Annotated in this window: 15 protein-coding genes; 10 read left to right on the top strand and 5 right to left on the bottom strand. The window is 56.1% G+C overall.

What is annotated here, in order from left to right:
• Position 1 precedes the first annotated feature (1 nt).
• The gene (locus H7849_RS05025) at positions 2–883 is read right to left on the bottom strand and encodes a DUF2520 domain-containing protein (protein WP_186744666.1); all 882 of its coding nucleotides are present in this window, start codon (positions 881–883) and stop codon (positions 2–4) included.
• Between the two features lie 50 nt (positions 884–933).
• Between H7849_RS05025 and H7849_RS05020 the strand changes: the two genes are divergently transcribed.
• From H7849_RS05020 to polX, 3 genes are all read left to right on the top strand, one after another.
• Positions 934–1,530, top strand: coding sequence for an NUDIX hydrolase (locus tag H7849_RS05020; RefSeq protein WP_186744665.1), 597 nt, complete (start codon positions 934–936; stop codon positions 1,528–1,530).
• 130 nt (positions 1,531–1,660) lie between these two features.
• The gene (locus H7849_RS05015; RefSeq protein WP_186744664.1) at positions 1,661–1,882 is read left to right on the top strand and encodes a cold shock domain-containing protein; all 222 of its coding nucleotides are present in this window, start codon (positions 1,661–1,663) and stop codon (positions 1,880–1,882) included.
• Positions 1,883–2,043: 161 nt separating this feature from the next.
• The gene (gene polX, locus H7849_RS05010) at positions 2,044–3,786 is read left to right on the top strand and encodes a DNA polymerase/3'-5' exonuclease PolX (protein WP_186744663.1); all 1,743 of its coding nucleotides are present in this window, start codon (positions 2,044–2,046) and stop codon (positions 3,784–3,786) included.
• Here the strand turns inward: polX and H7849_RS05005 are convergent.
• The gene (locus H7849_RS05005) at positions 3,783–4,799 is read right to left on the bottom strand and encodes a hypothetical protein (protein WP_186744662.1); all 1,017 of its coding nucleotides are present in this window, start codon (positions 4,797–4,799) and stop codon (positions 3,783–3,785) included. The two genes, polX and H7849_RS05005, sit on opposite strands and share 4 nt — an antisense overlap.
• A 124-nt stretch (positions 4,800–4,923) precedes the next feature.
• On the opposite strand from H7849_RS05005, the gene H7849_RS05000 reads away from it, so the two are divergent.
• Positions 4,924–5,496 (top strand): hypothetical protein, encoded by a 573-nt coding sequence (locus H7849_RS05000; RefSeq protein WP_186744661.1) that lies wholly within the window; start codon positions 4,924–4,926, stop codon positions 5,494–5,496.
• Between the two features lie 47 nt (positions 5,497–5,543).
• Here H7849_RS05000 and H7849_RS04995 read toward each other — a convergent pair whose 3' ends face one another.
• Positions 5,544–6,380, bottom strand: a complete 837-nt coding sequence (locus tag H7849_RS04995) for an HlyD family secretion protein (RefSeq protein ID WP_186744660.1) — start codon at positions 6,378–6,380, stop codon at positions 5,544–5,546.
• Positions 6,381–6,482: 102 nt separating this feature from the next.
• Between H7849_RS04995 and H7849_RS04990 the strand changes: the two genes are divergently transcribed.
• A complete protein-coding gene (locus tag H7849_RS04990; protein WP_186744658.1) occupies positions 6,483–7,538 on the top strand; it encodes an NAD(P)/FAD-dependent oxidoreductase in 1,056 nt (351 codons plus the stop codon).
• 196 nt (positions 7,539–7,734) lie between these two features.
• On the top strand, positions 7,735–8,868 hold the full coding sequence (locus H7849_RS04985; RefSeq protein WP_186744656.1) for a citrate synthase: 1,134 nt from the start codon (positions 7,735–7,737) through the stop codon (positions 8,866–8,868).
• Between the two features lie 85 nt (positions 8,869–8,953).
• On the opposite strand, the gene H7849_RS04980 is transcribed toward H7849_RS04985, so the two are convergent.
• Complete coding sequence (locus H7849_RS04980) at positions 8,954–9,511, bottom strand: DinB family protein (protein ID WP_186744654.1); 558 nt, start codon at positions 9,509–9,511, stop codon at positions 8,954–8,956.
• Between the two features lie 162 nt (positions 9,512–9,673).
• On the opposite strand from H7849_RS04980, the gene H7849_RS04975 reads away from it, so the two are divergent.
• Positions 9,674–10,834, top strand: a complete 1,161-nt coding sequence (locus tag H7849_RS04975) for a cysteine desulfurase family protein (protein WP_186744653.1) — start codon at positions 9,674–9,676, stop codon at positions 10,832–10,834.
• A 266-nt stretch (positions 10,835–11,100) separates the two neighbouring features.
• Here the strand turns inward: H7849_RS04975 and H7849_RS04970 are convergent, their stop codons facing one another.
• Entirely contained in the window at positions 11,101–12,252 is a 1,152-nt protein-coding gene (locus H7849_RS04970; RefSeq protein WP_186744651.1) for a DEAD/DEAH box helicase, read from the bottom strand.
• Positions 12,253–12,733: 481 nt separating this feature from the next.
• Between H7849_RS04970 and H7849_RS04965 the strand changes: the two genes are divergently transcribed.
• From H7849_RS04965 to H7849_RS04955, 3 genes are all read left to right on the top strand, one after another.
• The gene (locus H7849_RS04965; RefSeq protein WP_186744649.1) at positions 12,734–13,063 is read left to right on the top strand and encodes an immunity protein TriTu family protein; all 330 of its coding nucleotides are present in this window, start codon (positions 12,734–12,736) and stop codon (positions 13,061–13,063) included.
• 81 nt (positions 13,064–13,144) lie between these two features.
• On the top strand, positions 13,145–13,702 hold the full coding sequence (locus tag H7849_RS04960; RefSeq protein ID WP_186744647.1) for an RbsD/FucU domain-containing protein: 558 nt from the start codon (positions 13,145–13,147) through the stop codon (positions 13,700–13,702).
• A gap of 98 nt (positions 13,703–13,800) precedes the next feature.
• Positions 13,801–14,382 carry a YceI family protein gene (locus tag H7849_RS04955; protein ID WP_186744645.1) on the top strand — a complete coding sequence of 194 codons (582 nt, stop codon included), beginning with the start codon at positions 13,801–13,803 and terminating at the stop codon, positions 14,380–14,382.
• Positions 14,383–14,518: the final 136 nt, after the last annotated feature.

The following is a 14,518-nucleotide window of genomic DNA, read 5'->3' as shown; positions in this document are numbered from 1 at the left end:
TTTATTGCTTTCTACTTCGGCTATTGCCAAGTGTCTCACGCCCGGTAGTTTTCATCCCTGTTTCGTTCTCGAGCAAGAATTGAATCTCACCCTTGCGCTTAACCGGCAGAGCCTGAACCGCATATTGTGCAAGTGAACGGTAAACCTCCACAATCGGATGCTTGGCAAGTGCCTGAAGATGCAGGCTAATTGTAGCCACATCGCCGCGTGCAAATGGTCCGCTGAAACTATTCTGCTCGCCGTGCGCGAAAACGTTCTGCACCGTCGCCTTCGCAAGTACCTCAACACACTTTCGCGCTTCGCTCGCGGATAGCCCAGCCATGCGTGCCGTTGCCATGGCTGCAGAAAGCTCGCTCACCAACAAGGGCGATGCCATGGTGCCGGCTGCATGATAAAACACTTTCTTCGCCGACCGTATCGCAAATAGCTTGCCGCCAATTTTGCGAATCACTGCATACAGCCTGCGCTTTACCTCAGGCTGCTGTGCTTCCACCCCAAACAAGACATTCCACAGCGGAACAATCCGTTGCGTGGGAAAGCTCATTACCGGATGCACTGAAGCCACAGCAGCATCGATTTTTCGCGCCGCATTCAAAGGAGCTACGGTCAGAGCACCACTCGAATGCACCACAACTTGACCGCGTAGCGTATTTCCTTGTTCACGCCTGCGTTGCACAAGCGCGGCTGCGACCTCGGCGATGGCGCCATCGGGTACACATAGCCACAGAATCCGGGCATTCAGTTGTGCCGCCGCGATGGTCGTCGTCCCGCTTCGCCGCGTTCTTGTAATCACTTCGCTCACCGGAATTCCGGCACTGCGCAGCGCGGCAATCAACGATCTTCCCCAGTTCCCCGGGCCGATTACAGTGACATCCGTTTTCATTTGTTGATCGGATGATACGGTAAAAGAAAACCGCGCAAGAAAGGTGTTGAATGCCGCCAAAAAAAAAGGAAGCAAAACCAGTACTCACCTTCAAGAAAGCAGATGTAGAAGTGCTTTCATCCAGGATAGCCTTCGATGGCCCGCTTTTCCGCGTTGTGCGCGAGGAGGTGCGCGAGCCCGGAGAGAAGATAACGCAGCGTGACGTCATTCGTCACAATGGTTCAGTGGTGATTCTGGCCGTCTACGATTCGAGCAGGAAAGATCCGCTCATTGTGATGGAACGCCAGTATCGACATGCTGCCGGCCAATATTTGTGGGAGGTTCCGGCGGGGAAAATGGACGAGGGCGAAGATCGACTCGCTGCGGCCAAGCGCGAACTGAAAGAAGAGACTGGCTACCGCGCCAGGAAATGGACGAAGCTTGTGCGCTACTTCGCCAGCCCCGGATTTCTCGGCGAGTGGATGCAGGTTTTTCTAGCCGAGGGATTGCTTGAAGGCGAAGCAGAGCCGGAAGAAGACGAACTGCTTGAAGTCGTTCTCGTTCCGCTCTCAGAGGTGCTCCGCATGATCGACGCGGGAAAAATTCTCGACGGCAAGACTCTCGTGTCGGTCCAACTGTATGCGCGTCATCGTGGGCGAAAGCGCTAAGTCACTGATTTCGCGTAGAGCCAAATCCTTCTAAAGTTAAGAGGAAAACCAAAGCGCCCCGAATTGCGTCTTTATCTGCAAGCACGTTGGTGTTCCCAACCGCAATCTGCTTCAGGAAGGTCTAAGGCTCGTGGCAACGTACAAAGGCAAAGTGAAGTGGTTCAACAACGCAAAAGGCTATGGTTTTATCGGTCGCGATGATGGACCGGATGTGTTTGTTCACTACAGTGCGATTCAGCTGGATGGCTACAAAAGCCTGAAAGAGGGAGACGATGTAGAGTTCGACATTGTCCAGGGTCAGAAAGGGCCTCAGGCCGATCAAGTCACCCGCGCCCGCGAAGCAGCTGCCTGACGGAAGAAACTGCAAGATCAGGTTCCGCTAGTTCAGCATTTCTTAAAAATTCGCCTCTACGAGGGTGTTACTGAAAGTGTGCCAAGGTAAAATGCAACCCAGCCGCCAGTGAAGTGGCTGGGTTTTCTACTTTTTGCGAGCTGAGAGATAATCGTCTCTCGATGGACAATCGTTCGATCGCGCAACTTCTCTCCGAAACAGCCGACCTGCTGGAAATCAGCGCAGGCGATCCCTTCCGCATCCGTTCCTATCGCAGAGCCGCCGAGGCAGTTGAATCGAGTACGGTTAAAATCAGCGAAATTGCTGAAGATACCAAGAAGCTTCTCGCGATTCCCGGTATTGGCAAAGGTATGGCGACCAATATTCAGGAGATGGAAAAAACGGGCACCATGCCGCTGCGCGAAGAATTGCTCACAAAATACAGGCCATCCATGCTGGATCTGCTCAAGCTGCCGGGGATGGGTCCGAAATCGGTTTTGCTCTTCTGGGAAGCCTTGCAAATTGCCTCCATCGCTGATCTTGAGGCAGCTATCGCTGCGGGCAAGCTGGAGTCTCTGCCGCGCATGGGCGCAAAACAAATTGAAAAGCTGAAGAAAGGCATTGAGGAATACAAGCAGAACAGCGGGCGCTTTCTCATCGATGACGCGGAGGAGGCTGCGGATAAGCTCATCGCTTATTTGCGGCAGTTTGAAGGAATTACGACGATCACTCCGGCAGGCTCACTCCGCCGCGGACGTGAGACCGTCGGCGATCTCGATATTCTTGCCACCGGGCCAGCCTGTGTAGAAGACAAAGTGCAGGCAGCGGTCGAGTACACTGCCGCGTATCCGCCGATTGCCGATCTGATTGCAAAGGGCCAGAACAAAGTCAGTTTCCGCCTGCGCAGTGGCTTGCAGGTGGATGTGCGACTTCTACCCGAGGGCTCTTATGGAGCGGCCCTGCAATATTTCACTGGCTCCAAAATGCACAACGTTACGGTTCGCCAGCGCGCGCTCAAGCGTGGTTACACGCTCAGCGAATACTCCCTCTCGCGCGTGGAGGATGGCTCATTTGTCGCAGGAGCGACGGAAGAAGAAATTTATGCCGCGCTCGGACTGGACTGGATCGCGCCCGAAATGCGTGAGAACAACGGGGAGATCGAAGCCGCCGAGCAACATCGCCTGCCCGCACTCGTGGAGCTGCGCGATATTCGCGGAGACGTCCACATGCACACCGATGCTACCGACGGAAAGAATACGATCCGCGAAATGGCTGAAGCGGCTGCAGCGCGAGGTTATGAATACATCGCCATCACCGACCACTCGAAAAATCTGGCGATGACTTTTGGACTGGACGATGAGCGCGCCCTTGAGCACATGCGGAAGATTTGCCAGGTGAATGATGAGATGGAAGGACGCATCCGCGTTTTTGGCGGCATCGAAGTGGATATCCTCAGCGATGGGCAGCTGGACCTTTCCGACGAGGTGCTTGCCCAGATCGATGTCGTCATCGCCAGCATTCACTCGCTCTTCAATCAGCCGGAGGAACAGATGACGGAGCGCGTCCTGCGCGCCATCGAAAATCCCAACACGCGCATCCTCGGCCATCCTACCGGACGCCTGTTACTGCGGCGCGAAGGCTACAAGCTGAACCTTCCGCAGATTCTGCGCCGCGCAGCCGAATTGGGCGTTGCTGTCGAGCACAATGCGTATCCGGATCGTCTCGATCTCTGTGACCGCGATCTCCGTATGGCAAAGGAGATGGGCTGCAAGATCTCCATCAACACCGATTCGCATCACACCAGCCACATGGAAAAGATGACCTACGGTGTTCGCCAGTTGCGCCGCGCCTGGCTCGCGAAGCAGGATGTATTGAACACGCTGCCTGCGGAAGAATTTCTCGCGGCGCTGCGGCCGCGGGCCTAATTCCCGGCCGCGCTACCCTGTGGCGGCGAGGGAACGGTTACGGCGGCAGCTGCGACAATCTGTCCGCCTGGTGGCACGGGCGTTGCCTTGTCAGGCTTTTGTCCGGCCAGGCGCAGGTTCACCAGCTTGTTCAAGAGATCGAACCAGAAGGGCGCGCCGAGCGATACGGCAATCGCCGTGAGTATCCATCCCACAAGGTTAAATATCCAGTGACCGGCGATTGCTCTCAAACCCGCGTTTTCCGGATCGGCACCGGAGCGCCAGTAGCTCTGGACGTACCTCCAGTCGTATCCCAACGGAAGCTCATCTCCAAGCCTGCGTTGAATCTCACTGCGCGCTGTCTCATAATCAGGCAGGCCGCAAGGCTGGCCATCCTTGCAGCTGTACATTTGCGCGGTTGCCGTCACTGCGTCACGCGCATCTTTTGAAGTCCACAGCCGCTGGGTAATCCGGAAGAGATTCGCATTGAACGCCACCGCCAGTATCATGCCGAGCGCAAGAAGCCATGTCTGCGTGTGGCGTTTGTAGAGGCCGTTGACGCGATCCATTGTTCCGTCATACCACTGCTCGATCGCTGAAACACAGGCGGCGCTGTCGTGTTCGATCCCGAGAATGATCGCGCCCAGCTTTTGCCGGAGAGCGGAATCGGGCGGCAGTTTCGCCACTACGGCGGTCACGTCGGTGGATGGCAGGCTATGAATCTCCGCCAGCGTAACCAACAGAACCCGCGTGAAGAGGGGAGAGGCGATATAGGTGGGTCTCGGCTTAGGGGCTTTTGTAAAGCCTAAACCCAGGAATGTCGCTGGCTGAAATGAGATCGTTTCGATCAGCGGATGATTGGCAAACCTCTCGTAGATGCCGGAATCGCCAACCATTTTGCGAATCGCCTCTTCCAGCACAATGGCACGCCTTGCGGTGAAAGCCGCCGCCATTTCACGTACATGAGAGGCAATGATGCTGAGCAGCAGGCAAACCAGAACGATACCAACCGCGACTCCAAGTACCTGTTCCAATGTAGTTCCCCCTAGAATCCTTCAATGGCAAGCCAGTATGCCCTCTCGACCCAAGCATGTCGAGTCCGCCACTCGGCGCGCTTCGCCAGCGCATCCTGATTCCGCAGTGTAAAATGCGGCACTGATGGATGAAGAAAGAAATTCAGGAAAACGCTCCCTGCTGATCGTGCTCGTCGCCACCGTAATTGTGGTCGTCACGATCGCCGCTTACGTCTATATCGATGAGAAGCCGCCGGTTGTCGCTGGGCAGATTCTTAAGCTCGACATCACGCCGATCCACACGGAAATGCGTGTTGGCGCTGGCGCTCAGGGTGTCCAGGGAGGCATGGATACGTATGATCAGCTCCTGATCACTGCAGAAGTACAGGTTCGCAATCAGGGCACCTACCCAATCTACCTGCACGATATGTGGAGCAATCTGACCACAAGCACGGGCGACCAGGAGCGCTGCCTCGCGGCCAACAACACTGATTTCCAAAGTGTCTTCGTGGCCTATCCGCAGATGGCATCGTTCAAGGCGGAGCCACTGCTCCGGGACATCACCCTGCAACCGGGACAAATTGCGCATGGTCTCGTGATCTTTCACTACCCGATGACGAAAGACCAATGGGATGCGCGTCACAGCTTTCAAGCTGTGCTTGCGTTCACGAACCAGAAAGACCTTGTGCTTCCATGGCCTGCACCGCCCGGTAAATAGAAAAGCGGCGCTATTTGCCAGCGCCGCTTCTTGAATTACGAACTCGGCTATTCGCCGGGCTTTACCGGCACTGGCGCAGACTTCGGCGTGGAAACGTATCCCGTGATCTGATCCTTGGTGATGTTGTTCACGACCAGTTCGTAAAGATAATTGTCTTTACCGGTGTAGAACTGCACCGGCTCATTCAATCCGCGATCCTTTTTCTCGATCTTCTTGTCGTCGGCATAAACCTCAAGCGTATACCTGCTGTGCTTTGTATCGGCCTTCTTCAATTCAAGGCCAACGGTCGATATTGGCTGCCGCTGGTTCTTGTGCAATGTGAACTCGTAGTAATTGCGGTCGCCCTTGTGCTTTAGAATCTCCAGCTCATCATGATTCGTCGCAATCAGGCCGCTTTGTACTCCCAAATCGCCCTTCATGCTCTGCAGTTGCGCCTGAGTATTCTGCAGGTCGGTCTTGGTCTGAGCAACGTCGGTTTTCACTCCGCCAACATCGGTTTTTACGCTGGAAACGTCGCTCGATACCGCGCCAATCTGCTTCTGCGCTGCGGCCTGCTCGTTCTCAAGCCGCTTCGCATCCGCCTCCTGCCGCCGCAACAGATCATTCGCACGCGCCTCAAGCTGCTTCTGCGTCAATCCGACTGACTGCCCGAGGGTCTCAGTGGCAACCTTAAGCCGCGCGTTTGTCTGCTCCAGTTCTTGCCCCAGCTTGTCATTCTGCAACTGTGCCTGGGTCACCTGATTCTCAGCCTTTATCAAACGATTGCTGAGAGTGTAGCTCCAGATCAGGCTTCCAATCCCCAGCAGCAAGGCCGCCACCACCAAACCAAGAAACGCTCCTGAAAAGCTCCTCTGCTCTACAACAGGTTCCGTACCATCGCTCATCGATCTTTTCCCTTTCCTGCAAACAGCTGTGCGCTGAGACTATCCAAGTTGATGGACGCTGACAAACGTTTTTTGTCTATCTCGCCGCCATACAATAGATGCGTGAGCACTGCGGATGTACTCATCGCCGGGGGCGGAATCATCGGCCTTTCCACCGCACTTGAACTAGCCGGGCGGGGCCTGCGCGTCACCGTCCTGGAGCGTGGATGCGCCATGGCGGAAGCCTCCTGGGCCGCCGCCGGCATGCTCGCCGCGTTCGATCCCGAGAATCCCGCTGACCTGAGACCGCTCTCAGAACTCAGCATCTCGCTCTACCCCGACTATCTGAATACGATTGAGCGCCTCTCCAGGTTGCAGGTTCCGCTGCGCACCAGCCGAACGCTGCAAGGCTCGGAACGAAATCACATTTTCAGCAATGCGCTTTCTGCTGCTGAAATCGCTGCGTGCGTGCCTGACCTTGATCCTGAAAGCCGCAGCTTTTTGTGGCTGAAAGAGCACAGCCTTGACCCTCGCGACCTTTGCGCCGCTTTACCGAAGGCGGCTGTCGCCGCCGGAATCTCAATCATCGAGCATTCTCCGATCACGGAGGTTCGCGCAATGGCATCCGTCGTCGATGTGAGAACGCCGCAAGCGACTTGGTCTGCTTCGCACTTCATCAACTGCTGCGGTGCATGGGCCGGAGCCATCTCCCATCTGCCATCCATTGAGCCTCGCAAAGGCCAGATGGTTACGGTAAAACTGCCTCCGTCTCATCGCCTCGATTGCGTCATCCGCACACCTGAGCTCTATCTGGTTCCGCGTGGCGATGGCCGCATTGTCATCGGCGCTTCGGTCGAACGCGCGGGTTTTGATAAATCGGTGGAGGAAACAACCATTCAGGCTCTGCTCGATCAAGCTGCCGCACTCTGGCCTCCTATTCGACAGGCACAAATTGTGGAAACATGGGCCGGACTCCGTCCCGGCTCAGCCGATGGGCTGCCGATCATGGATGCATGCGGTGAAGGAAGCTGCTGGATCGCCTCCGGACACTTCCGCAATGGCATCCTGCTCGCGCCCGGCACTGCGAGAATCATGCGCAACCTGATTCTGGGGGAGCCACCGAGCGTCCACCTTGCGCCCTTCCGCTGCGACCGATTTGCCGCGGCGTCCGTCCCTTAAGAGGGGCGTAGCGCGACGCGGCCGACTGCGAGTGACAACCCAATCTCCACGCTGCTATAAACAGTAGTTAGCCTGTTTTGCGCCTTGCGCGTTCCACAACGTCTAACTCAGAACTGGATCAGCACCTGGCCGCAATGGACCGCATCCAATAGAGTTCACTTAAGCAGGCAATAGAAACTGGAGGGATTGGGATCGTATGTCAACCGCCGTAGCCTCAAAAGGTCTTGAAGGGATCGTCGCAGCTAATTCTGGCATTTGCTGGATTGATGGAGAGGCCGGGGTACTCGCCTACCGCGGTATCGACATCCATGATCTGGCGGAAAAATCCACGTTCGAGGAGACGACTTGCCTCCTCTGGCATGGCAAGCTTCCGACAGCAGCCGAACTCGAAGCCTTCAAGAAAAAACTCTCCGATTCCCGCCACCTTCCTCCAGACATTCTCAAGCTCCTCAAAGAATTCCCCAAGACAGCGACGCCGATGGAAGTCCTGCGGACAGCTGTGTCTGCTCTAAGCTTTTACGACAAGGACGAAAAGGCAGTCGATCACGATTCGAATGTTAGAAAAAGCTTCGACCTGACCGCGCAGATTGCCATGATCGTCGCTGCGTTCGATCGCATTCGTAAAGACAAACCTGTCGTCGAAGCCGACAAGTCACTTTCGCATGCCGGCAATTTCCTCTGGATGCTGACTGGTGAAAAGCCCTCGGAAACGGCAACCCGCGCCCTCGATGTGGCCCTTATTCTGCACGCTGATCATGAATTGAACGCTTCCACTTTCGCGGCGCGTGTTATTGCCGCCACGCTCTCAGATGTGCATTCGGCCATCACTGGAGCCATCGGCGCGCTGAAAGGTCCACTGCACGGCGGCGCCAACGAAGCGGTGATGCGCATGCTCTTCGCCATCGAAAAGGACGGCTCCGATCCGGTCGAGTACGTGAAGAATCTGCTGGCGCAAAAGAAAAAGATTTCCGGCTTCGGCCATCGGGTTTACCACACTGAAGATCCTCGGGCGACGCATCTGCGCAAAATGTCAGAAGACCTCGGCAGCTCAGCGAAGAACACCAAGTGGTTCGACATGTCACAGAAGATCGAGAAATACATCAAGTCGGAAAAGAAGCTGAACGCCAACGTCGACTTCTATTCAGCTTCGACCTACACCACGCTCGGCGTCGACCTCGATCTGTTCACGCCGATCTTCGCCGTGAGCCGCATTTCCGGCTGGGCCGCGCACGTCATCGAGCAGCTTGACGACAACCGCCTGATCCGCCCGCGCGCCGAATATATCGGCCCGGAATACCCGGCAAAATACGTGCCAATCTCACAGCGGTAATTGATCGCGCAATATTGTAGAGGCGTTCGTCAGAACGCCTCTTTTGATTTGGCGCCGAAGGCGCGAATGCCTGGACAGCAAGGCCCTACATGCCGCCCTGACGACTGGCAGGAGGCACAATCCCGTTCATCCGCAAATAAACGACCATCTGCCCGTAGTGATCCTCGGAATGTGCAATGCAGAAGGCAGCCATTCCGCCCCGCGTCCACTTGTGCTCGCCTGATCCTTCAATCGTGAAGGCATTCGCTGCAGTGATGGTGCCGAGTGCGCCGTGGGCATACGCGTAGGAATCTTTCAATGCCTTCATGATGTCATCTTTGCTGGTCAGCTTCTCGATGTCGGCTTCTTTTACGGGAGTGCCGGGCGCATTCCATCCGTCAAAGAACTCATAGTTCGCCTCAGCCAGATGTTTTACTTGTCCAGCGAATGTGCGTACGCCTTTGAACTCGCCCTGCGTCGGAGCAAAGTTGTACTTATCCGCAGGCATGGCGTCCGCCGCGCTGACAATCTCTTTTTCGACTATCGTCATCAGGTGGTTATAGGTGTCTCCCGGAACAGCTTGGGTAGCCTGTGCATAAGTAAACACTGCCGGAACGGCGAGGCAACAAAGCAATGCGATGCAAAACATACGAACGATCTTCACGTCTCTTCCTCCTCTGAAACTACTGCGAAAGCAGCCTAGCAGAATCGAGTGGCAGCATGCGTCAAGTCGTCGTCAAGCCGACCAGAAATTGCAGCGGAGCGTTTCATCTGCGTGTCAGATTCCAAAGGTCGTAAAATAGGTACTTAGGAGAAAACACGAAAAATGAGACGGGTATACATGGATGCCAATGCGACAACACCTCTAGTCCCCGAGGTGCTCGAAGCCATGCGCCCGTACTTCATCGAGCACTTCGGCAATGCGTCTTCGATTCACCAGCAGGGTCAGCAGGCCCGCGCCGCAGTTGAGCAGGCACGCGAATCCGTCGCCGCCCTCATCAACTGCCGCGCCGCCGAAATCGTCTTCACCTCAGGCGGAACGGAAAGCGACAACCTCGCCCTCTTCGGCCTCGTCCAGCCCGGTGATCATCTCATCACCACATCGATCGAGCACCACGCCGTCCTGCACGCTGCGGAAAAGCTGCGCGATCGCGGCATTGAAGTGACGTTTCTGCCGGTTTCAAGCGATGGCGTTGTCGATACGAAGGATTTGCGTAAGGCGATTCAAGCAAATACCAAGCTCATCAGCATCATGATGGCCAACAACGAAACCGGGGCCATCCAGCCGGTGAGCGAAATCGGCCGCATCGCCGCCGAAGCCGACATCTACTTCCATACCGATGCTGTGCAGGCCGCAGGCAAGCTGCCCATCGACGTGCAATCGCTGCGCTGCGACCTGCTCAGCATCTCCGGCCACAAGATGCACGCGCCGCAAGGGACCGGGATTCTCTACGTCCGCCGCGGAACGCAGCTTGAACCGCTGTTCTTTGGCGGAACGCACGAGCGGCAGCGCCGCGCCGGAACAGAAAACCTTCCTGGCATTGTCGGCTTGGGCAAAGCCGCTGAAATCGCCCGCACCGCACTCTCCGACGGAACCGTCGAGAGAGTCGCCGCGCTGCGCAACCGCTTTGAGCAGGGCATTCTCGCGAAGGTTGAAGACACCGGCGTCAACAGCAGCAGCGTAGCCCGCGTGCCGAATACCTCCAACATCTACTTCGACAACCTCGAAGGCGAAGCCCTCGTCATCGCCCTCGATCTCAAGGGACTCTGCACCTCCGGCGGATCAGCCTGCGCTTCAGGCGCTGCTGAACCGTCTCATGTCCTCTCTGCTATGGCGCTTAGTCCAGCGAGAGCACGCGCCAGCCTGCGCTTCAGCCTGACGAAACTTACCACCGACGAGGACATCGACTTCGCGCTCGAAGTCATCCCCGCCGCCGCCAGCCGCCTACGTGAGCTTGCTCCCGTGAATGCAGGGACTTTGGGCTGAAACCTATAGCGTTTTGTCATTCTGAGCGCAGCGAAGAATCTGCTTTCGCTACCTCAGGCAGGAAAAGGGTGCTCGCATCGTGTCGGGCAGTTTGCGACAGGATGGGAAAGCCGGGTGCCCCAGAGCCTGCCCTGAGTGAAAACCGAAGGGTTCGCGAAGCTAACTTTGGTCTTTTTTCCAAATGCGGCGTGAGTCCGAGCCGAATCGAAAATCGATATGAAACTAAAAAGAGCGTCCCGAAGGACGCCCTTTCCAAGCCATAGCCTCTAGGCTTGAACAGCCTGCCTCGAGCCCATCGAAGGAGCCATCCCCTTCACCCGAAACCGCTTCATTTGAATCGAAAGCGTCTTTTCGATCCTGCGCAAGTCCCTTCTTTCGTTGGGAGCGGCGAAGGTCGAAGCCACGCCATGACTCGAAGCCCGCCCCGTACGCCCGACGCGATGGACGAAGTCTTCCGCCACCTTGGGAATGTCGTAGTTCACAACGTGAGCCACATGTGAGACGTCAATGCCGCGAGCAGCCACGTCCGTCGCAACCAGTACCCGATGCTTGCCTTCTGCGAAGCTGCGCAGAGCCGCGTTCCGCTGCGATTGCGAACGGTCGCCGTGAATCTGCGTCGCGCCCCAACCCGACCGGCAGAGCTTCTTCGCCACGCGATCCGCGCCATGCTTGGTGCGCACAAAGACGAGGAAGCTGCCCTTCTCCGACTGCAGCAGGTGCTCCAGCAGTTCGAGCTTCTTTTCCTGCTCCACTTCAAAGCTCTGCAGTTCGACATTCTCCGAAGGCTTGAGCACCGATCCGATCTCGATCCGAACCGGATCTTTCAGGTAGTCGCGCACAACATTCTTAATCTGCGCATCGAGCGTCGCCGAATAGCACAGCGTCTGACGCTTCGCCGGAATCGCATCGGAAATGCGCCGGATCGCGGGCTGAAAGCCCATATCCAGCATGCGGTCCACTTCATCCAGCACCAGCATCTCTACCTGATCGAGCCTGACCAGCTTGCGCTTAAGGTAGTCTTCGAGACGACCCGGAGTCGCCACAATCAGCCGCGCTCCCTTGCGAATCGACTGCAGTTGCGGCCCTTCGTTCATGCCGCCACAAACCAGCGCAACCTGAAGATTCGATCCAGCAGAGATCTTGCGGAACGCCTGCTCGACCTGCATCGCAAGCTCACGCGTGGGCAGCAGAATCAGCGCCTTTGAGTTCTTGTTCGCGGACTGCGGCAACCGCTCGATGATCGGAATCAGAAAGCTGAGCGTCTTGCCCGTGCCCGTCTGCGCTGTCGCCAGTACGTCTTTCCCCTCCAAAGCCGGAGGAATCGCCCCCGCCTGCACAGGCGTAGGCGTAACAAAATTAGCAGCCGCCAGGCGCGTCTTAAGCGCAGGCGACAAATTGAAATCTGAAAATTGGTTCATTGTGTCCTTATCATTTGTTTCACACTGACCACTTCGCCAGGACTTGCCATCCTGAGCACAGCAAAGGGAAAGAATCTGCTTTCCTCTGTATCCGCACGAAAAATGGGTGCCCCATCCTGACGCAGTCAGGGTGGGAAAGCACTGTCTCCAACCCATACGGTCTGTGAAACCTTGAAATCCGAGAGCAGGCACACGCCCACTGCCGGAATGAATATTTTGCGTATGGAAAACCCGAGTGAATCAAATCCAATGGTCGAGATCGAAGTTACCTCTCGACACGAGGTTCTGCCGGACGCTGCCTCTCACATGCCGCGCAATCGCGAACATGGACCCACTCCATCACGGAGCGGCTACGCTGTAGGGGCTTGGGAAATTACGTGCCAGGCGGTCTTGCTTTGGAGGGCGAGAACGGCTCACAACCAAATCACTGAGCGTGGCTTTAGTATAGCACGGTTGGTTGATCTCTCTATAGTATGGCGAAATGGAAGAGTATCCACTGACGGTTCAAGGTATAGTGATGTGGCTGCGATCGAAGGCGTCTGGGCTAGAAAGTCGAGGTGTAACACTAGCGGGCGTGCAAGAACGTCACATGCATATACCTGCCGCCTTCGGCGACTTCGACTCAGAGCAAGCAATGGGACGTATCACCGCGTGGACATCTGGACACGTCGATTTTGAAGTTCTTAGAACATCGGACGGAAAGGATGCCTTCATTCGGCATGAGATGATTTCCAACCTAGACGCGCCTGCCCTTGAGATTGCATTTGGCAAATTTCTTCAGAAAATGATGCGCCCGGATGAACCCATTTAGAGAGGTCGGATTAACCAAATCCTTTGAGATGTGGGTCCAGATGCTTATATTGAATGGCGGAATGGAAGCGCTCATCCTGCCATGAAAAAAATCATCCTAGCATTCTCGCTCGCCCTCATCTTCGCCGCGCAAGCATCACGCGCCCAAGCCCCAAACGCAGAAACAGACTGGCGCATCAAACTCAATCAGGAACTCCCGCTCCTCGGCCACCGCAACTGGATCATGATCGTCGACTCCGCCTACCCGCTCCAGGTTTCGCCGGGAGTCGAAACCATCGAAACCAACGATGATCTTCCCCACGTCGCGCGCGTCGTGCTCGACACCCTCGACCACTCCATCCACGTCACGCCCAACGTCTACCTCGACGCCGAACTGCCCTACGTCACCGACGAGGTCGCGCCCGGAGCAAGCGTCTACCGCCAGCACCTGAAAGAAATCCTCAAAGACCGCCCCGTCAAATCACTCCCGCACGAAACCCTCATCAAGCAAATCAATGACGCCGGACAGACCTTCCACATCCTCGTCCTCAAAACCAACATGGCCATCCCCTACACTTCCCTCTTCCTGCAACTCGATTGCAAGTATTGGCCTCCGGCAGCTGAGCAGCAGTTGCGGCAGGCGATGACCGGTGCTCACTAGAAGGTCCGGAGCTAAAGCCCCTTTGGTGTTCGTTGCTTGATTCGAGTCTGGTGCAGCTTGCCAGTTGACTCAGAGGTCCCAAACGGCCAAACTTTCGTATGCGAATAGCGATCCTCGGTCTCGTCATTACTGCCATGTTGCCTTCGTTATGCCGAGCGCAAGCTCCGGTCTTCGAGGTTACGCCGGTCACAAGCACGATCAAATTCGGTGTGAAGGCGTCGGTCCCGATAAGCGGTAATTTCGATAAATGGGACGCCACTCTGACATTCCCATCAAGCGATGTAACGTCGGGAGTCTTGGACATCAAGATACAGGCGGCCAGCGTGGATACCGGCAGCGGCATGAAGAACAATAAGTTAAAGAGCAAGGACTTTTTTGATGTCGAGCAGAGTCCATTGATCACTTTTAAGTCAACCAAGGTCACCCAGACCGGCCCAACCACCTTTGACGTGACTGGCGATTTTTCGATCCGTGGTGTCTCTCGATCGGAGACCCTTGTACTGGAAGTTTCCGGCAAGGGAACAGGCGCAGGCACGATCAACGGAACGATGGCGTTTGACCGTAAGGATTACGGGATGAATAGCGGCATTCCCTTTATCAAGATCGCCGATCGTGTCGAGGTAACCATCGACCTCAAGGTGAAACAGATTAGTGGTCCCCGATTGGTCTACAAACAATAGCGCTCTAGAGTGTACGTTTCCGGGTCGGGGGGCTTTTGAGATGTGGGTTGCGATGATCCCGTTGTTTCAGGATCGAGATGCGTAGCACCCAAAACTCGGACCTCAGATGCTTGATGCCAATCCGGCCATATACAAA

Origin of the sequence: Alloacidobacterium dinghuense (assembly GCF_014274465.1) — a bacterium.
GTDB classification, from domain to species: domain Bacteria; phylum Acidobacteriota; class Terriglobia; order Terriglobales; family Acidobacteriaceae; genus Alloacidobacterium; species Alloacidobacterium dinghuense.
This window is presented reverse-complemented; position numbering and strand designations above follow the sequence as displayed.